At 44.9% G+C, this 19,544-nt stretch carries 20 protein-coding genes; 8 read left to right on the top strand and 12 right to left on the bottom strand.

Annotated elements, in window-relative coordinates:
- Positions 1-7 precede the first annotated feature (7 nt).
- The 12 genes from PSF42_RS05815 to nirD all read right to left on the bottom strand — a co-directional run bounded on the left by PSF42_RS05815 (position 8) and on the right by nirD (position 9,847).
- Entirely contained in the window at positions 8-799 is a 792-nt protein-coding gene (locus PSF42_RS05815) for an aspartate dehydrogenase (RefSeq protein WP_272679619.1), read from the bottom strand.
- A gap of 10 nt (positions 800-809) precedes the next feature.
- On the bottom strand, positions 810-1,604 hold the full coding sequence (locus PSF42_RS05810; protein ID WP_272679618.1) for an SDR family oxidoreductase: 795 nt from the start codon (positions 1,602-1,604) through the stop codon (positions 810-812).
- 10 nt (positions 1,605-1,614) lie between these two features.
- A complete protein-coding gene (locus PSF42_RS05805; protein WP_272679650.1) occupies positions 1,615-2,454 on the bottom strand; it encodes an alpha/beta fold hydrolase in 840 nt (279 codons plus the stop codon).
- A gap of 15 nt (positions 2,455-2,469) precedes the next feature.
- Positions 2,470-2,982: a cupin domain-containing protein gene (locus PSF42_RS05800; RefSeq protein WP_233618402.1), complete on the bottom strand. Its 513-nt coding sequence runs from the start codon at positions 2,980-2,982 to the stop codon at positions 2,470-2,472.
- A gap of 24 nt (positions 2,983-3,006) precedes the next feature.
- Positions 3,007-4,287, bottom strand: a complete 1,281-nt coding sequence (locus PSF42_RS05795) for an MFS transporter (RefSeq protein WP_248467014.1) — start codon at positions 4,285-4,287, stop codon at positions 3,007-3,009.
- A 21-nt stretch (positions 4,288-4,308) separates the two neighbouring features.
- Positions 4,309-5,523, bottom strand: coding sequence for an NAD(P)/FAD-dependent oxidoreductase (locus PSF42_RS05790; protein WP_272679617.1), 1,215 nt, complete (start codon positions 5,521-5,523; stop codon positions 4,309-4,311).
- A 4-nt stretch (positions 5,524-5,527) separates the two neighbouring features.
- Positions 5,528-6,454: a VOC family protein gene (locus tag PSF42_RS05785; RefSeq protein WP_272679616.1), complete on the bottom strand. Its 927-nt coding sequence runs from the start codon at positions 6,452-6,454 to the stop codon at positions 5,528-5,530.
- Between the two features lie 110 nt (positions 6,455-6,564).
- Positions 6,565-7,341, bottom strand: a complete 777-nt coding sequence (locus PSF42_RS05780) for an IclR family transcriptional regulator (RefSeq protein WP_248467010.1) — start codon at positions 7,339-7,341, stop codon at positions 6,565-6,567.
- Between the two features lie 33 nt (positions 7,342-7,374).
- Positions 7,375-8,130 (bottom strand): SDR family oxidoreductase, encoded by a 756-nt coding sequence (locus PSF42_RS05775; RefSeq protein ID WP_272679615.1) that lies wholly within the window; start codon positions 8,128-8,130, stop codon positions 7,375-7,377.
- Positions 8,123-9,163: an aromatic ring-hydroxylating oxygenase subunit alpha gene (locus PSF42_RS05770; RefSeq protein WP_248467007.1), complete on the bottom strand. Its 1,041-nt coding sequence runs from the start codon at positions 9,161-9,163 to the stop codon at positions 8,123-8,125. The genes PSF42_RS05775 and PSF42_RS05770 overlap by 8 nt, the downstream gene beginning before the upstream one ends.
- A 58-nt stretch (positions 9,164-9,221) precedes the next feature.
- Positions 9,222-9,530, bottom strand: coding sequence for a recombinase-like helix-turn-helix domain-containing protein (locus tag PSF42_RS05765; RefSeq protein ID WP_248467006.1), 309 nt, complete (start codon positions 9,528-9,530; stop codon positions 9,222-9,224).
- A 2-nt stretch (positions 9,531-9,532) separates the two neighbouring features.
- On the bottom strand, positions 9,533-9,847 hold the full coding sequence (nirD, locus tag PSF42_RS05760) for a nitrite reductase small subunit NirD (RefSeq protein WP_248467005.1): 315 nt from the start codon (positions 9,845-9,847) through the stop codon (positions 9,533-9,535).
- A 463-nt stretch (positions 9,848-10,310) separates the two neighbouring features.
- On the opposite strand from nirD, the gene hypF reads away from it, so the two are divergent.
- The 8 genes from hypF to hypA all read left to right on the top strand — a co-directional run bounded on the left by hypF (position 10,311) and on the right by hypA (position 19,486).
- A complete protein-coding gene (gene hypF / locus PSF42_RS05755) occupies positions 10,311-12,605 on the top strand; it encodes a carbamoyltransferase HypF (protein ID WP_272679614.1) in 2,295 nt (764 codons plus the stop codon).
- Positions 12,606-13,195: 590 nt separating this feature from the next.
- Positions 13,196-14,314 (top strand): hydrogenase 2 small subunit, encoded by a 1,119-nt coding sequence (hybO, locus tag PSF42_RS05750; RefSeq protein ID WP_125890382.1) that lies wholly within the window; start codon positions 13,196-13,198, stop codon positions 14,312-14,314.
- Positions 14,315-14,316: 2 nt separating this feature from the next.
- A complete protein-coding gene (gene hybA, locus PSF42_RS05745; RefSeq protein ID WP_272679613.1) occupies positions 14,317-15,303 on the top strand; it encodes a hydrogenase 2 operon protein HybA in 987 nt (328 codons plus the stop codon).
- Positions 15,287-16,474, top strand: coding sequence for a Ni/Fe-hydrogenase cytochrome b subunit (hybB, locus tag PSF42_RS05740; protein WP_125890381.1), 1,188 nt, complete (start codon positions 15,287-15,289; stop codon positions 16,472-16,474). Before hybA ends, hybB begins: the two co-directional genes overlap by 17 nt.
- A complete protein-coding gene (gene hybC / locus PSF42_RS05735) occupies positions 16,471-18,174 on the top strand; it encodes a hydrogenase 2 large subunit (RefSeq protein WP_125890380.1) in 1,704 nt (567 codons plus the stop codon). Before hybB ends, hybC begins: the two co-directional genes overlap by 4 nt.
- Positions 18,174-18,668, top strand: coding sequence for a HyaD/HybD family hydrogenase maturation endopeptidase (locus tag PSF42_RS05730; protein ID WP_125890379.1), 495 nt, complete (start codon positions 18,174-18,176; stop codon positions 18,666-18,668). Before hybC ends, PSF42_RS05730 begins: the two co-directional genes overlap by 1 nt.
- Complete coding sequence (gene hybE, locus PSF42_RS05725; RefSeq protein WP_125890378.1) at positions 18,661-19,152, top strand: hydrogenase-2 assembly chaperone; 492 nt, start codon at positions 18,661-18,663, stop codon at positions 19,150-19,152. Before PSF42_RS05730 ends, hybE begins: the two co-directional genes overlap by 8 nt.
- A complete protein-coding gene (gene hypA / locus PSF42_RS05720; protein WP_102137877.1) occupies positions 19,145-19,486 on the top strand; it encodes a hydrogenase maturation nickel metallochaperone HypA in 342 nt (113 codons plus the stop codon). Before hybE ends, hypA begins: the two co-directional genes overlap by 8 nt.
- The last annotated feature ends 58 nt before the right edge of the window (positions 19,487-19,544 follow it).

Raw genomic sequence — 19,544 nt, 5'->3', positions numbered from 1 at the left:
GCTCCTATTAAATAGCTTGATGTCCAGCGACACGACGACAAACTTCAACAGCACTTAAGGCCGCTAACATCGATGTTTTTGGGTTTGAGGGCAGAGGGTTTCCATTGAGTTCAATACGGAAATGGCCAAAATCACCCGTAACATCAATGCGATGTGAATTGTGTGTGGTGTTTGGGTCAACAACTAATTGAACTTGTGTAGCATCCATCCCAATGCCATACAGCGCGACAGTGGCAGCGACATTGGCATTGGCGGGAAAATTCAGAGCCGCTTCACGCGCGCTCCCACTAAAAAATACAGTGGCTTCCGAGACATTTGATAAATCGATATAACGTTCAGCCGCGCTATTGCGCCAACTTGCTGGGCTTTTACGTGACTGGTAGGTCACTTGGGTGATATTGGCTTCTTTTGCGGCTCGCAGGCCATCAAGGCCAGCAACAGCGCCAGTCAGTGGGATCAACTGGCTGTGGTGGCGTTGGGTTAAGGTGACCAAATATTGCTCAAAGTCCGTATCTGCAAGGGCTCCCGTTGAGATAGTCGCCAATGTCCAGCCTCTTTCTAATACCGTTGGCGCATATTGTTTAACGGCTTGGTGGCCTGCACACTCCAGTACTAAATCAGGCGGCTCGATAATATTATCGAGGCTATCTATAGGTGTGACCGCTCCTTTAAAGCGTTCCAAGATAGCTTGGTGGTGATGAGGCCGGGCAACAATATAACGCAGTGCTATCTCAGTAGGTAAGCGAGTAATCACTTCTTGTGCCATTGCTCCATAACCAATCAACATTAATGTTTTCATTATCAATCCTTTAAATGTGATGGCTAAAGCCGCCAGAAACATCCAAAGCAGCACCTGAGGTAAACGAAGCCATCGGCGACGCTAAAAATACTAAAGCACGGGCGGGTTCTTCCGGTTTGCCCAAACGTTGCATCGGGATCCCTCGTTTATTGGCGATATCGCCAATCCATTGCTGCCAATCTAAGCTTTTATCGCTCCGGTTCTCGAAGCGGCGTCGCCATTGGTCAGATTCGACCATGCCAAGTAAAATAGAGTTCACGCGGATCCCTTTGGGTAACAGTGTTTTTGACAAGTTCAGCGTCATGTTTAGTAATGCAGCCCGAGCTGCTGAGGTGGCGACCATATGCGGCTCAGGCTGTAATGCTAATAGCGAGTTAACACAGGTAATTGATGCAATATTGGATTGCTCTAAGAATGGTAAAAACGCATTCACCGGGTTAATGACTCCAAATAGTTTGAGTTGGGCCTCATGTAACCACGCTTCTTCAGGAGTATCGCTATAGCTGGCGACATACCCTTGCCCTGCGTTGTTAATCAGTAAGTCAACTTGGCCAAAGTGTTGATAAACCCGCTGAGCAAAGGCTTTTGTCTGTGCTTTTTCAAGGACATTACATTGCTGGGCGATAAATTCACCTTGAGGGTAAAGCTCGCGCAATGTTTTAAGCGTTTGTTGCAGCTTTTCATTATCACGGCCGCAAAAAGCGACTTTACAACCTTCTTCGAGTAGCAGTTTGACGGTTGCAAAGCCTATACCGGAGCTTCCTCCTGTCACGACAGCAACACGGTTATTTAACTGTAAATTCATGCGTTTTCCTTTATTCAGCTTGGCAATAGACCGTCTCTAAAAATTGTTGTAAATGATGATTAAAGGTGTCTGGTGCATCCAGATAACTGGCGTGTCCCGCTTGGTTAATTAGGAAATAAGGGCAATTTTTTTGTTGTGCGAGTCGCTCTACTTGTGCAGGTGGCGTAATGGTATCATCAGCCCCTACCAGCATTTCGATTGGCCCGTTATAATCCTTTAAATACAAGTAGATATCGTCATGGGCTAACATCCAAGCTGCGGCAAGAAAGCCTTGGGGATTGAGTTTTTTCATATTCTGTCTAACCCAATCAATTTTTTCAGAGGTTGCGCTTGGCGATAACAGGGCAGCGGCTCGGTTTTGGGCGTAGGACTCTATTCCTGAATTAAATACAATGTCACGCCGTTGTTCATACACTGCATTTTGTTGTTCTGGGCTTTTAGTGGCATAGCCTTGAGCTGGGTTGGCTAAGAATAATCCTTTCACTTGTTGCGGATATTGTGATGCGAAAGCACTCGCCATCAATGCGCCGAGTGAATGCCCAACTAAAACAACCTGTTGTAGTTCTAACCCATCAATGAATGCTTTTAGTGCCTTCGCATAGTCAATAGCCGTTGGGGTTTGTGTATTTAGCGCTGAGCTACCTGAATAACCTGGGGCATCCCAACTGAATAGCTGATAGTGGTCAGTTAGTGATGAAGAGGCCAATTGGCTTACCCATGAGGCAGAGCCGGAGCTAATTCCATGCAGTAAAACCACCGCATTTCCATGGCCAGAACTGCGCCAATTGAGACGATATTGGCCAAAATCAGCCAGTTGCTGTGCGGGGAGTTTTTCGATTGGCAAATTCATCACTGACGACTCCTGTTAGTTACGTTTAACTTTTGATAAAGGGTGATCTTCGGGATATGTCGGGATCGCCGGTTTTGGTGTGCCTATCATGACGCACATTAAGGCCTCTTCTTCCCCGTGGTTAAATAGGCCACGATAAATCCCTGCTGGAACTGAAATTAGGTCACGTTCCTTAAGAACGGTTTCATATTCTTCATCGCCATCTTTTACAAACAACGTGATAGTGCCTTTCAACATAAAGAACACTTCTTCAACATCGGGATGTAGGTGTAATGGGCCTTCGCATTTGGCAGGAAGAACCATGGTGGAGAAGGTGAAGTTCTCTGCGGGAACGGTATTGACATCGTTAGAGACGCCAGTGGCTCCTGTTCCGATATAACGCATTTGGGCTCGACGATATTTAGGGTCGTAATCTGCTTGGAATTTCAGGGCATTCCAGTCGTATTTACGGCCTTCAAGGCGGGCAATTCGTGACTCAATCCATTGTGCCATTGGCATATCTTGTGGTTTGATTTGAGGTTGTGACATCGCATTATCTCCTACAAAGAGTGATTAATATTTCTTCAGTAAAGGCAGTAGTAGTAAGCTGCCAACCAGACCAATAACTACGATGAATAACAGACCGCTATCCATAGTGTGAGTAACAGTGATCAGGACGCCCATAAGTAAAGGGGCGGCCGCGCCAGCGAGATTGCCGAGGCCGTTGAAGATGCCTCCCGCTAATGCACTCACTTGTTTTTGTGTGGCTTTGGCAAGTAAGGCAAAGATATTCGGGGCACCGGCTCCCCACATAAACATGCTAAATGCCATCATAAGAATGATGCTGTAGGTCTCGGTAAGAAATAGCACCATTGCTAGCCCCAGTACGGCACCTAACAGAGAGATGAAGCACACTAGAGCTCGACGATCATAACGATCAGATAGCCATGCACCGATGGCTTCACCAAATAACATGGCGATAAAAGGAAGGGAAGATAAGATCCCTGCATGCTCTAAGTGGATGGATTTCCCTTTAATTAAATAGCTTGGTAACCAGCCATTCATTCCCCAAAGATAAACAAGAAAAGCGATATTAAACATGCAGATAATCCAAAAATGGCTATTTTGGAATAAACGTTTTTTATGGGCTTTCATTGCGGCCAGTTGCTCTGCTGGAAGTGTTTCACCCGTTGTATTTTTCGTTTGTGCTTGGCGATTGACTAAATTAGGGTGACGGATGCCTATGACCACTAACCACCAAACGGGAACGGTAAAGGCCGCCATGACAAAAAATGTACTTTGCCAACCGAAGTTATTAAGTAAATACAATGAGATAGGAAATCCTAGCGCTGCACCTAACGGTGTGCCTAATAACCACATCATAGTGGCACGAGCTTGCATTTTTGGCGGAAAAGTACGGCGCACAATAGCGTATGCGATTGCTAGCAAAGGCCCTTCAGCGATCCCCAATAAGACTCGCAGAAAAATCATCGTGCCGTAGTGGTGTGTGAAGCCCATAAAAATCATGAGAAAACACCAGCTACTGATCATAAATAACAGCATTTTGGTCGGATGAAATTTGTCGCCAATACCGCTTAATAGCATCGATGAAATGCCATAAGCGAATAAAAAGGCGCTCATCAGTAGCCCTAAACGGGTTGGGTCAAAGTCGATCCCCAGTGCTTGTTGAAACTTTTCATCAGAAAACAGAGCGGCAATACTAATTTTGTCAAAGAAAGCCAGCAGTACACAGGAAAATAAGCCGATTGGGATGAGCCAATTGATCTTCTCAGGCACATCTTGCACTGCTTGAGTATTTTCTGAGTTTTTTAGGGTAATACTCTGATTAGCCATGTTATTTCTCCTTGCTGGCCACTATTTCAGTGACATCAGTGAAAATGTGGGATCAGCAAGTTGTGAGGGATCCAATTTACGGTGGCTCTGCATCCAACGTTTACCTAGCTTGATTGCCCGAGCATCATTAAAAGCAATCATTTGCACTAATTCATTAGCTTCACTTAATGAAAAATGCACCTCAGAATTAGCAGTATGACGTTGAATGTGTTTTAGTTTTTGTGAGGTTGGGACGCCTAAAATTTGGATATTGTCTTTGTATTGATCTGACCATAACCAAGCGAGTTCATTGAAGCCTTCAGAATGTGGATTAAGCATGGCTTTTGCGGTCGTGATCGCTTGGTTCTGTGCATAAGCCCATGATTGTAAACATAAAGACAATGTTGGATGGCAAGCGACATCGCCAGCGGCGTATATATCTGGGTGTGAAGTTTGTCCTTGGTCATTGATGACAATGCCATGAGTGACATCAAGCCCCGCTTGTTTGGCGAGCTCTAGGTTTAGTTCTACTCCAATGCCCATTACGGCAAGGTCGAAAGTTTGTAATGGTTGTTTTTGGCAGCCAATTTGTAGCTTAATGGAAGAAGCACCAAGTTCGATATCGCCACAATCTGTAATGACATGTACGCCAGCTTGCGTATGGCGTAGAGCTAATGCCTCAGAAACATTTTGTGGAACGCTGCGTTCGCACAAACGGCTTTGGCGCTCAAAAATGGCCACATCAATCCCCATTTTTCGAGCAGAAGCGGCAACTTCTAAGCCAATCCACCCACCGCCAATGATGGCCACTTTTTTTGCCTCAAGCAGCGCCAAGCGTAGTTGTTGTGCATCGTTCCATGACCGCAAGGCAAAGACTTGCGGGTGTTTCTGCCAATCACTTGAGAGGTAACGGGGACGCCCGCCAGTGGCAAGTAACAGTTTTTCAAATGTCACAATGCGGCCATCATTGAGGTGAATCCATTTTGTTTTCGTATCAATTTTAGTGGCGCGAACTGGACGAAACCATTGTAAATTTAAGGCCTGAGTTGCTTCTTCACTGAATAATCGTGATAGTGCAAAGCTCTCTTGGGTGAGTGCAGCTTTAGATAGAGGTGGGCGCTCATAAAAATCATGGTCTTCATCACTGATCACACTGATTGTGCCTTGGTAACCTTCATCGCGTAAAGTTTTTGTCGCCCAACCACCTGCTTGTCCACCACCGATAATGACGATACCGCCTTGGATTAAGGAGTTCATTAGCTTACTCCTTCACCGGTTTTACTTGACGACGTGTTTCATAGTCTAGACCGCCTTCAACCGCCCACTCAGTGAATGAAACCAGAGAATGTTCCAGCTCGCGGGGCTGCCATTTGTCTGTCAGGAAATCATCATTGGTGTAATATTCGAAAGCACCACCAGTTGGGCTATTAACGTACCAAAAATAGGCAGATGAAATAGGGTGGCGACCCGGTCCAATAAAGGTGCTCCATTGCTGGCGGTTCATCGCTAAGCCGCCGCCAATGACTTCATGGATATCTCGTACAGTGAAGGCTACGTGGTTTAGGCCACGGCCACGGTGCGGTAATTTAAGTAAAAATAAATTGTGATGGCAGCCATTAACTTGGGCGCGTAAAAAAACGGCGCGGTCAATATAACGATCAGAGACTTGAAAACCGAGCTTTTGGCAGTAAAACGCTTCTGTCGATGGTAAGTCATCAACAAAAAAGACGACGTGCCCTACGTTAATCGGTGTAGCTTTTTCATAAACAGGGCTTGGTTTATCAATGCGCCGAATGTCGCCCCATTGGTTGATTGGTGAGACTTCAACGTCAACGTCTTTTTGTTTGGTGACGGTAAACGCGACCGCCATGCCGTTTGGATCACGGCACTCAGCACCATCAGACGTGAGTTTAAAACCATCACAGCCTTGAATGTTCTCGATGATTTTATTGAGTTCTGCCGTATTTTCTGTCCCCCATGTGATCCGACGCAGGGTTGAACCTGTTTCGAAAGCGGGGGGGAGAGATGGTTCTTGCTGGGTGAAAAGCTGTATTTTTGCCCCAGAAAGCGTCGAAAATAACGAGGGGTCACTTTTGGTAACTTGTAGGCCAAAGTCGTGTAAAAATTTTTGGCAGCTAGGGATGTCTTCGACACCAAATTCTAATTTTTCTATTCCAATCACTGACATTATAAAGTCCTCTATCGATTGGTGTTATTGCCAACGGCTTTTTTGGACAGAAAGAACCCGAGGCTTATGGCAATAAACCTAAAAAATGTAGGGTAGATAATCAGTTAATGCTAAACGGCTTTTGCTTGGCTCATTCCACCAATAAATTCAGTCAATTTTTGCGCGGCATGGCTTACTTCATTTTGTAATCGCCGACACTCCTGTGCAGGTATGCTATTCATGGGTACCATGATGCTGATGACCGCCTCGACACCATTTGCTTGGTTATAAACAGGGTAAACAATGGAGGAAATTCCCCGACGGTAAAATGATTCTCCAATCACGTAGCCACGCAGTTTATCGGCTTGGATCATTTGCCAGAATTCCTGTTTACACCCTGCGTTATCGGGCAGTTCATCATCAGGGTAAAGCGCATCGAACTCAGTGCGAGTTAATCCGCTCAGTAGCATGCGGCCTAGTGAGGTTCGGTGCGCTGATAAACGTGTCCCTACGCTAACATGGTTAATTTTGGATTCTGCGCCACTGACTCTGGCGATGTATATAATGTCTCGACCATCTCGGATAACTAAATGGCTGTTACATTGGCTGCGGTCTCTCAATTGTTCGATAATCGGCTGGCCTAATTGAGTTAAATCGAGTGAGGCAATATAGCCAAGACCAAGACTGAGGACTTTACGGCCTAACGAAAATGCCCCAGTTCGTGGGTGTTGAACAAGGAAATCCAAATGCACCAAGGTTTGGATCGCACGGTAAGCCGTTGCTTTGGGCATATCGACTAAGCGGAGGATTTCTGCAAATGTGAGCTCACGGTGCTGCTGTGCAAGTAGCAGAAGAAGCTGTAGCCCTTTTTCCAAACCGGGTACCAGATATTTACATGTTGAATTCATGATCCTCACCTCTTAACCGACTGAATGGCGAAATTAGTTAAAAATAAAGCCACCATTAACTGGGATTAGCTGTCCTGTGACAAAATCGGCCATAGGAGAAAGCAAATACAAAGCGGTTCCTGTAACGTCTTCAGGCATCTGTTCTCCTTGGAGCGCTCGACCATTTTCATATAGCTGGTGGCGTTCTGCGGGCACATATTCCGTCGCTTCGACTTTTGTGAGTCCGGGGGCAATTGCGTTGACGCAAATACGGTGAACGCCGAGCTCACGCGCCATTGAGCGGGTCATACTGATGATGGCCCCTTTACTGGCGACATAGGCCATCAGCTTGGGAGCACCCCATAGTGCGGTGTCAGAGGCAATATTGATAATTTTCCCGCGGGAACTCTGTTTTAAAAAGGGAAGCGCGGCTTTGGTGACCAACCAGGTTCCTCTGACATTGACGGTCATCACCTTATCCCACAGCGCCAAGTCATATTCGTCGAGCAGCTTTCCACCCACTCCAGTTGCTAAGGCCGCATTATTAATCAGCCCATCAATTGCACCTTGTTGACCAATACTGTCGAATGTATGAGTGATTGAGTCAGGATCCGCTAAGTCGAGAGAAACACCTTCTGCCTCAAAGCCTTGTTGTTGTAGAGACTCGACACTTTCTTGTAATCGTTGCGCTAGGATGTCACACAAGACAACTTGAGCGCCTTGTTGTGCTGCGGCTTGGGCAAAGCTAAAGCCAAGCCCCCTTGCGGCTCCGGTGATCACGATGCGTTTTCCTGCCAGTAAATCACGCATTTTCAGCTTCCTTACTGTGTATTAGGTCAAATTGCTTTTTCGCTTCACGTTGCATAATGCGACGTAGGCGTGATAACCCCACATCGTGTTGATAAAGAAACTCTTTATCGCGTGCATTTGGTGTGAGGTTTTCCAAAATGAGGCGATCTTGTTCTAGGACATCCCAATGTAGCCCTTCTAGGCGATTGCGATACATAAAGCGCCATAAATCACGTTGCCAGTCTTTTACTTTGCGAATTCGCCAAAAGAAAACACGAGTGTGATGACGGTCTTCAGGAACGACCATGCCGATAATCCAAAAATGCCCACCGGGTCCAAAACGTTTTTGATACGGGATGGATAAACGCATCCAATTTGCGCCAGTGCTCGCAAATTCAACCCAATCGAAGTTGACGCCAATTTGGTCATTTTTACGGAAAATAAACCCATTTTTTGTTGCTTCTAGGATCATTTCTGATTGTTTATCACCTTCTGCCATTGAGTGTGATGATGAATGGAGATAGGTACCATGCATTGGGTCCATCACGTTTTCGAGTGCATATTGGTAATTGCATTTCCAAGACGCGGTACACAGGAAATTGCTGTGGTTTTCGTCATCAGCTAACTCTTCAGGAAACTCAAGGGCTGGAGGTGTTTCACCGTCAACTACCGCAAAATAGAGGAAGATAGCGCCATGAATTTCTTGAACGGGATAGGTTTTTAAACATTTTTGACCTTCAAGAGGGCATTGGCTGACCGCTGGAACATCTTTAACGACACCATCACCACCGACTTCGACGCCGTGGTACCAACAGGCAATACGTTCACCTAGATTCCAACCCATTGATAAACGGGCTCCGCGATGGGGACATCTATCTTCTAAAGCATGAATTTGGCCTTTATCATCGCGCCACAGCACGATTTGTTCTTCAAGGCGCGTGATACCAATAGGGTTATTGCTGACTTCCCAGCTGGATAATACGGGGTACCATTGTCCACGTAACCCAACATCTAAATATTCTTGATAGTTTTGAGGTTGTGCATTGGTTGTCATGATTTGCTTCCGTTTATCAAAGGTGTCTGAGTTTTATTTTCTTATTAGTGACAATGTGTTAGTAACCGTTGACGAGAAGAAATTCTCGGAAACTACTAGAAGACCAAGGGTGACCTTGTCGGTCATATATTTGTTGCTGGTTTAATGACTGAACTAATTCATCAAGGGATCCAGTGTCTGCTGCGAATAGCGTTTCGAGTGCAAAAATGAGTTTGCTTTCATACTCATCAGGGACGCGTGAACGTGTTTGCCAAACGATATTCGGCGCACTTCCTGGCGCTTGAATACTGCCTTTACCGCCTTCGCGTGCTGGGATGATTTGGTTATTTGCTGGTAAATACGGATTAATATTCTGAATAGGTTCCATTTTTACTCCTCAATCAAACTGATTTCGATTTGGTTGTCGTGAATGCGTGTTTGGTAGGTTCGGAGATCTCGCCCTCCTGGTTCGCGTAAACATTTACCCGTTTTGATATCGAAAATGGCCTCATGTAATGGGCATTCAACTTTGCCATCTTCAACAAATCCTTGGCTTAACAGGGCATAGGCATGTGGACAAACATCTTCTAAAGCATAATATTGGTCTTCAACTAAGAAAATCCCAATTTCGACATCATCCACTTTGGCTGAAAAAGGAAATTCTTCTTGAACTTGTGAGACATCGCAGACAGCAACCCAGCTCATGGTTTTCTCCTTTTGAATGTGTTGTAACATTTTGTTTCATATGCGAAACATTGTTTTTTATTTAAAACCAGATTAATTGTATGGATGATTATTAGTCAATCGAATGTTGACTATATGTAAAATATTCGTTTCAAAGTGTGGTGTGTGTCGAGGTTATGAAGGAGTTTGGTTTCATATGAGAAACTTTTGATGGGTGGAATACTCATTGAACTGATTGAGTAAAGTGCCAAAACGAATAGCGAAAAATCATTTAGAAGATAATCAGCTCGGTCTATAAGTTAATATTGGTGTGATATTGTATATAAATTATTAGTATTCTATTGATATTTAATCTTATTTAGCATAATTAATGAGTGAAAGTTGGGCCTGTCAACGGCACTTCCTCGACTTTTTTTGATCTTAAGTGAAGTTTTTTTTATGTTTTAGCGTGAAAATAGCCTCATAGTGGTAAGAGGGGATTTCAGTGAAAGGTGGCATACAGTTACGCATCAAGGGGAAAGTGCAAGGTGTGGGGTTTCGCCCCTATGTTTGGCAATTAGCACATCAATACCAACTTTTAGGTGATGTCTGTAATGATGGCGAAGGCGTGCTGGTTCGCTTATGTACTGGTTCAGAACCTACTGAATTTATTCAGTTATTGTACCAACACTGCCCGCCGTTAGCCCTTATAGAAAGTATTGAATCACAACCTTTTCAATGGGATACATTACCAATTGCATTTACGATCCGCCGTAGTGGTGAAGGCAAAATGGACACCCAAGTCATCCCAGATGCTGCCACTTGTGATGCATGCCAACAAGAGCTTTTTACCCCATCTAATCGACGTTTTCATTACCCGTTCACAAACTGCACGCATTGCGGCCCGCGTTTCACGATTATTCGTCGTATGCCTTATGACAGACCCAATACTGCAATGGCTGATTTTCCGTTGTGTTCTGATTGCTTAGAAGAATATCAATCTCCCGCAGATAGGCGTTTTCACGCACAACCTAATGCCTGTGCGGTGTGTGGCCCTGAAATTAAATTGTGCGACCCATCAGGAAAAACGATTGCAAATAATGAGAACGCATTACTCTTGGCAGCTCAGCAATTATTGGCAGGAAAAATTGTTGCTATTAAAGGGATTGGCGGTTTTCATCTTGCTTGTGATGCAAGCAGTGATGAGGCGGTAGAGGCTTTGCGTGTTCGTAAATGCCGCCCAACTAAGCCACTGGCGGTGATGATCCCATCACTGAATTGGTTAGAGCAGCACAATATGCCGCTGAGTGATGGCTTACGTGCATTATTAAAAAGCCCTGCCGCTCCGATTGTATTGATTAAAAATTGGAAAAATCCTGTATTAAGCCAATATATTGCGCCAAATCTAGCGGAAATCGGTGTTATGTTGCCTTCTAACCCATTGCAACACCTATTGATGGCACAAGTTAATCGCCCATTAGTGATGACGTCAGGAAATGCATCAGGGAAGCCCCCTGTGTTGAGCGAGCAAGCTGCATTGGCTGATTTAGTGAATATCGCGGATGTTTGGCTCACTCATAACCGCGATATTGTCCAACGCGTGGATGACTCATTGGTGCGTTATCATGATGGACAAGCGGAAATGCTCCGCCGTGCACGGGGCTATGTCCCTGATGCGATTGACTTGCCTAAAGGATTTGAGCATTCCCCATCAATACTGGCTTTAGGAGCAGATCTTAAAAATACCTTTTGTTTATTGCGAGATAAAAGTGCAGTCATGAGTCAACACCTAGGCGACCTTGATGACATGGATATTTTTGAGCAATATCAGTCTGCTATTACATTATTTGAATCTATTTATCGTTTTAGGCCAACCGCTATAGTCTCTGATATGCATCCGAATTATGTAAGTACGCGCTATGGCGAGGCGTTATCACAGCAATTACGGATCCCATTGATAAAAGTGCAGCATCATCATGCACATATTGCTGCGGTAATGGCTGAACATGGTTTGCCGCTAAACGGGAGCAAAGTCATCGGGTTAGCTCTCGATGGATTAGGGTATGGCGCTGACCACCGCCTATGGGGAGGTGAATGCTTATTGGTGGATTATAAATCCAGTCAATATCTGGGCGGTTTGCCCCCAGTTGCACTGCCGGGCGGAGAGCTAGCTTCTCGGCAACCATGGCGTAATCTCCTCGCACATTGTTTGCAATTTGTTCCCCAGTGGCAAGAGCAAGAGTGCGCCGCTTATTTAATGTCATTTCCTTGGCAGGGGTTACAAAAGGCAATTGAAAAAGGGATAAATAGCCCAACGGCTTCATCCTCTGGGCGGCTTTTTGATGCAGTTGCTGCAGCGTTAGGTATTTGCACAGCACAAACTCGTTGGGAAGGGGAGGCGGCTTGCCAACTGGAAGCGATTGCCATGAAATCACCCGTGAGCGTACATCCGGTCACTATGCCATTAGTGGGGCAACAATTGGATTTACATACATTTTGGCAACAGTGGATGGCGTACTGTGCGCCTAAACCACAACGGGCACATGCCTTTCATGTGGCATTAGCGCAAGGTTTTACTGAGCTCGCAAGAAAATCCGCGAAGCAATATGGTACTAAGCTAATTGTTTTGTCAGGTGGCGTGATCCATAACCAATTGTTGAGAGAGCTAATCGTAAATAATCTACCTGAGTTCGATGTGTTATATGCAAAACAATTTCCCATGGGAGATGGTGGATTATCACTCGGACAAGTTACTATTGCTTCTGCGTTGTTAAGACCTAATATTGATATTGACGAATAATATTATATTAACACGGTTGTATATCTAACTATCTTTTTACAGTTTATTATTTTAATGTCCTATATTACTTCGTTGATATTGATTCTTATTCAGCATGTTATTTACTATATTAATATATTGATTGTTATTAATACTCATATTTCGCTTAATTAATTAAATTGAAATTACAAATCAAGGTATCGCAATGAAAATAAATGTATTTTTTATTTGTGGTAATGTGATATATAACGCATTATTGAAAATAAAATTGGTTTATTTATATTTTTCCTCATTTTTAAATACCGTTTACTGAATCGATTTTTCTAGCAAATATATAAAAAAAAGAAAATTTCTTATTGCCTCTTGATGAAGATCAAATGATTTAGGAGCGGTAGGAATAGGATCCTATTTTATATTTATGCATCAGGTTAATTAAATAAGAATTTATTTCATTAGACTTGGTTTTGTTTACTTTTTAAATAGACAAATACAAGCCAAAGGTGTGTGCATCATTTGTACACAGGGCTTTGTAGTATCTATAACCTTAAGATAATAAACAGAATTTGCCTAATGAATAGGTTCTAAGCCACCCATAATAATAGGAAAAAAGAATGATAGGAGATAACTCTATTATTTCTTCTCATGGTATTAATCGCCGTGATTTTATGAAGTTATGTACAGCACTGGCAGCAACAATGGGGTTAAGTGGGAAGGCTGCCGCCCAAATTGCTGAATCTATTAGTGACCCAGCACGACCACCGGTCATTTGGATTGGTGCCCAAGAGTGTACGGGGTGTACGGAATCTTTACTGTGTTCTACCCACCCGACCTTGGAGAATTTAATTCTCGATACCATTTCATTGGAATACCACGAGGTACTGTCTGCCGCCTTTGGTGAGCAAGTTGAACAAAATAAACATAATGCGATGGAGAAGTATAAAGGGAAATATGTTTTAGTTGTTGATGGATCTATCCCATTGAAAGATGGTGGTATTTACTGCATGGTTGCAGGTAAACCGATTGTTGAACATATTCGTGAAGTGGCTGAAAACGCTGCGGCCGTGATTGCGATTGGTTCTTGTGCTTCGTGGGGGGGCGTCGCTGCTGCAGGTGATAACCCAACAGGAGCCGTGGGTTTAGATCAAGTCATTAAAGACAAAACAGTTATCAATATTCCTGGTTGCCCACCTAATCCACATAACTTCCTTGCGACAGTCGCGCACTTAATTACGTTTAATCGCCCACCAAAACTGGATAGTAAAAATCGCCCAATGTTCGCGTACGGTCGTTTAATTCATGAACATTGTGAGCGTCGTCCTCATTTTGATGCGGGCCGCTTCGCAAAAGAGTTCGGTGATGATGGTCATCGTGAAGGTTGGTGTTTATACCATTTAGGTTGTAAGGGGCCTGAAACTTACGGGAACTGCTCAACATTGCAATTCTGCGATGTCGGCGGTGTCTGGCCTGTGGCAATTGGTCACCCTTGTTATGGTTGTAATGAAGAAAATGTGGGCTTTCACAAAGCGATCCATCAGCTGGCGAGTGTGGAAAACCCAACACCACGGGCGGATAAACCGGATGTCAATAACCGCGAAGGTGGCCAAATTTCATCTACGGCTGTGGGGCTAATCGGTGGTGTTGTCGGGTTAGTGGCTGGAGTCAGCGTGATGGCGGTACGTGAGCTAGGCCGTCAAAAACGCCAACAAGATACTGACTCACGGGGAGAATAACCGTGAATAGACGAAATTTTCTTAAACTCTCCGCTGGGGGAGCATTACTTGCGGGAAGTTCACCTAGTTTGGCGGGGCCAGAAAACCGCCCACCGATCCCTAACTCTTTGGGGATGCTGTACGACTCGACCCTGTGTATTGGTTGCCAGGCGTGCGTGACAAAATGCCAAGATATTAACCACCCAAAACGTAACCCGGCTGGGGAACAAACTTGGTCAAATAATGACAAACTCACCCCTTATACCAACAATATTATTCAGGTTTGGAGTAGTGGAACAGGTGTTCATAAAGACCAAGAAAAAGATGGCTATGCCTACATTAAAAAGCAATGTATGCACTGTGTTGACCCTAATTGTGTGTCGGTTTGCCCAGTACAAGCGCTGAAAAAAGACCCAAAAACCGGCATTGTTCATTACGATGCTAGCGTATGTACCGGTTGCCGCTATTGCATGGTGGCGTGTCCATTTAATATCCCGAAATATGCCTACGATGACAAATTTGGTGCAATTCATAAATGCGAGTTATGTAACCAAAAAGGTGTCGAACGCTTAGACAAGGGTGGTTTGCCGGGTTGTGTCGAAGTGTGCCCAACGGGCGCAGTCATTTTTGGGACGCGGGAAGAATTACTCGCAGAAGCGAAAAAGCGTCTAACACTCAAAGTCGGTGATGAGTACGGTTATCCACGTCAAACTTTGCACAGTAATGACCCGAATGTGATTAAAGTGCCGAAATACGAATCTCATGTGTATGGCGAGCTCGAAGGTGGTGGCACGCAAGTTATTGTTCTTTCTGGTGTGCCATATCAAAATCTTGGGCTACCTGAGTTAGAACAGTTGTCCACAGGGGCGCGTTCTGAATATGTGCAGCACACACTTTATAAAGGGATGGTATTGCCGCTTGCAGCGTTGGCAGGGTTGAGTTTCTTGGTGTACCGCAATACCAAAAATGATAAACACGAAGGAGATGACTCAAATGACGACGCATCATAAAGAGCAGCCGCTAGGCGGGCGTTTAGTCAGTTGGCCAATCATGGTCTTTGGGCCATTGGTGCTGATTTGTGTCATCTTGATTGTTAAACGCTTGGTCTTCGGTTTGGGCTCAGTTTCTGACCTAAATGGTGGCTATCCTTGGGGGATTTGGATTGCTTTTGACTTACTAATTGGTACCGGTTTTGCTTGTGGCGGTTGGGCACTGGCTTGGGCGGTGTACGTATTTAACCGCGGTGAATATCATCCGTTAGTGCGCCCCGCATTATTAGCCAGCTTGTTCGGTTACTCTCTCGGTGGTTTGTCCATCACTATTGACGTAGGCCGCTACTGGAACTTGCCTTACTTTTACATCCCCGGTTTCTTTAACACCAATTCGGTGCTGTTCGAAACCGCAGTGTGTATGACGATTTATATCGGGGTGATGGCATTAGAGTTTGCCCCCGCACTGTGTGAGCGCTTTGGTTGGAAGGTTTCGTTAAAACGTCTGAATAAAGTGATGTTCTTTATTATTGCTCTTGGCGCATTACTGCCAATGATGCACCAATCATCAATGGGTTCATTGATGATTTCAGCAGGGCATAAAGTCCATCCTATTTGGCAAAGTTATGAAATGCTGCCACTACTCTCATTACTGACTGCATTCATTATGGGCTTTTCCATCGTGATTTTCGAAGGGTCATTGCTCCAAGCCGCGTTGCGGGGGCAAGGCGCTGATGAACGGCCACTGTTTGTTCGTATCACTCGGATCTTGCAGGTATTGTTAGTGCTGTTCTTGGTCTGCCGTTTCGGTGAACTAATTTATCGGGGCAAGTTGCACCATATCTTCAATACCGATTTCTACGCCATGATGTTCTGGATAGAAACCGCATTAATGGTTTTCCCATTGGTTATTTTCCGTATGCCATCACTGAGAAATGATTCTCGGTGGTTATATATAAGTGGTTTAAGCATATTGATTGGTGCGGCTATGTGGCGGATGAACTATTCCCTCGTTGCATTTAACCCTGGGGGCGGATACGACTACTTCCCAACAACAGAAGAGCTTTTAATTTCAATAGGTTTTGTGGCAATAGAGGTATGCGCTTATATCTTATTGATCCGCTTATTACCTGTTATTCCAGCATTGAAAAAAACAACGATGAGCCATTCAGAGGCCCGAGGTAAAGCATGAGCCAACGTATAACAATAGACCCAGTCACTCGTATCGAAGGTCACTTACGCATTGATTGTGAAATTGAAGATGGAAAAGTCACCAAGGCTTGGGCTTCAGGCACGATGTGGCGTGGTATGGAAGAGATAGTCAAAGGGAAAGACCCCCGTGATGCCTGGATGATTATGCAGCGCATTTGTGGGGTTTGTACCACAGTGCACGGTATTGTGTCGGTACGCACTATTGAAAGTGCTTTAAATATTGATGTGCCAGTGAATGCGCAGTATATCCGTAATATGATTTTAGCCGCGCACACCATTCAAGACCACATAGTCCATTTTTATCAATTATCTGCATTAGATTGGGTGGATATCACCTCTGCACTGAATGCAGACCCAAATAAAGCAGCAGAAATCTTGAAAGGCGTTTCGACGTGGCCATTGAATAGCCCAGAAGAATTCACGCGAGTTCAAGATAAAATTAAAAAATTGGTTGCCAGTGGGCAATTGGGTATTTTTGCCAATGGGTATTGGGGGCACCCAGCGATGAAATTGTCGCCGGAGGTGAACTTAATTGCCGTCGCTCACTATTTGCAAGCCCTCGAATGTCAACGAGATGCTAACCGCATTGTAGCGTTATTAGGGGGAAAAACACCTCATATTCAAAACCTTGCAGTTGGTGGTGTGGCAAACCCTATCAACCTTGATGGTGTCGGGGTTCTGAATCTTGAACGTTTGATGTATGTGAAATCCTTTATTGACCGTTTAGGGGATTTTATTGAGCAAGTGTATAAGATTGACGCAGCAGTGATTGCCGCGGGCTACCCTGAATGGCTCGAAGTCGGTCAAGGCGCGAAACATTACATGTGTATGCCTGAAATGCCAATGGACGGTAAAAACGGAAGTTTCCTCTTACCGGGTGGCTATTTGGAAAACAGCGATTTTAGTACTTATCGCCCCATTACGAGCCATATGGATGAGTATTTGATCAACGGCATCAAAGAAAGTAGCAAACATGCATGGTACAAAGAAAATGAGCCACAGGCTCCGTGGGAAGGCACCACCAACCCAGATTACACCGGCTGGGATGATGACGGTAAATATTCATGGGTAAAAGCCCCAACTTTTTATGATAAAACCGTTGAAGTAGGGCCGCTTGCTGACTTGTTATGTAAATTAGCCGCCAAACATGAGCCGACAGAAAAACACTTTAATGATGTGGTAAATCTGTACCAAACACTGACGGGCAATACGATTAGTGTGGATCAACTGCATTCCACATTGGGTCGAATTATTGGTCGTAGCGTTCGTTGCTGTGTGCTGAATGAAACTCTGTCTATTCAATGGCAAGCGCTGGTCGATAACATAGGAAAAGGCGATTACACCACCTTTGTGAAACCACATTTCCCTGAAAATGCCACGATTAAAGGGGTAGGTTTTGGGGAAGTTCCTCGCGGTTTATTGTCGCACTGGGTAGTGATCAAAGACGGTAAAATTGAAAATTATCAAGCGGTAGTGCCATCCACTTGGAACTCAGGTCCGCGTAATTTTAATGATGAACCAGGCCCTTATGAGCAAGCATTGGTAGGAACCCCTATAGCTGACCCCGCTAAACCCCTTGAAGTGGTGCGAACCATTCACTCATTTGACCCTTGTATGTCTTGTGCAGTGCACATTGTTGATCCTGAAGGTGGTGAAGTCACTAAGGTTAAGGTGCTGTAATGCGTATTTTAGTCTTGGGTGTTGGCAATATTTTGCTGAGCGATGAAGGCGTTGGGGTACGCATCGTAGAGGCTTTAGAGCAGCGCTATCACCTGCCTGAATGCGTGGAAGTGCTAGATGGTGGAACGGCGGGAATGGAATTGATTGGCCCGATGGCAGATAGAGACCATTTGATCATTGCTGATGTTGTGTTATCGAGCCAGCAGGCTGGCTCGATTTTAGTCTTGCGCGATGACGAAGTTCCTGCATTGTTTACGCGTAAAATCTCCCCGCATCAACTCGGTTTATCAGATGTGCTATCCGCTTTGCATTTAACCGATGAATTCCCACAGCGGCTAACATTAGTTGGCGTTGTACCTGAGTCCCTCGAGCCGCATATCGGCTTGACGGCAACCGGGCAGGCCGCTTTAGAACCTGCGTTACAAAAGGTTATTGAGGTTTTGCGAAGCGAAGGCTTGGAAATCATAGCGAAAGAAGAGAGTTTGCATGCCTGATGACATCTTAGGTTATGACACTAACCCTCGGCCTCTAGTTGAGGCCGCATTTACGCGAGTTGCTGAACAATCGATGCATGATTTGTCATTTTTGCATCCAACGATGCCTGTGCACGCCAGTGAGTTTGCCCTGTTTGAAGGGCAATGGGTTGGCGCGGTGATCACGCCATGGATGCTCAGTGCGATTATTCTACCGGGGCCTGAGCAATATTGGCTTCACCGCGTGGTCGGTGACAAGGTTGGGTTAATCCTCCCCTATGGTGAAATGACGTATACCGTGGGTGAATTAGACGGCTTGACCCAATATTTCGCGTGTTCATTAATGTCGCCATTAGAAAAGAAAATGACACCGGAGCAAGGTATTCATTTGGCGGATGATTGTCAGCGAATTTTGTTATCGCTTCCAGTGAGTGACCCAAATATTCCTCAAGCACCTGAACGCAGAGCATTGTTTACCCGCCACTTAAGGGGGCAGGATGCATGAGGTTTCGTTATGCCAAAGTACGATAGAAATTATTGAGCAGCAGGCGAAAAAAAATGCAGTTAACCGAGTCACTGCTGTTTGGCTTGAAATCGGTGCGCTCTCTTGTGTCGAAGAGAGTGCCTTTCGCTTCAGTTTTGACGTCGTTTGCCGTGGTACGGTTGCAGAAGGCTGCCAGCTTCACATTATTTACCAGCCCGCACAAGCATGGTGTTGGGATTGCAGTGAAATAGTGGAAATAGACAGCCATCAATCAGTTTGTCCATGCTGTCAGGGGTTGAACCTGAAAGTGGAAAGTGGGGAGAGTTTACGCATCAAAGAGTTGGAAGTGGAATAGCTTTTTGAGGTGAGCTTGAGGTGTATCAACCAGACCCTATGGATTATGTATTAACCTA

Origin of the sequence: Providencia sp. PROV032, assembly GCF_028484875.1 — a bacterium.
In the GTDB taxonomy this organism is placed as follows: domain Bacteria; phylum Pseudomonadota; class Gammaproteobacteria; order Enterobacterales; family Enterobacteriaceae; genus Providencia; species Providencia rettgeri_E.
The sequence above is the reverse complement of the archived record's forward strand: the minus strand, read 5'-3'. Positions and strand labels throughout refer to the sequence as shown.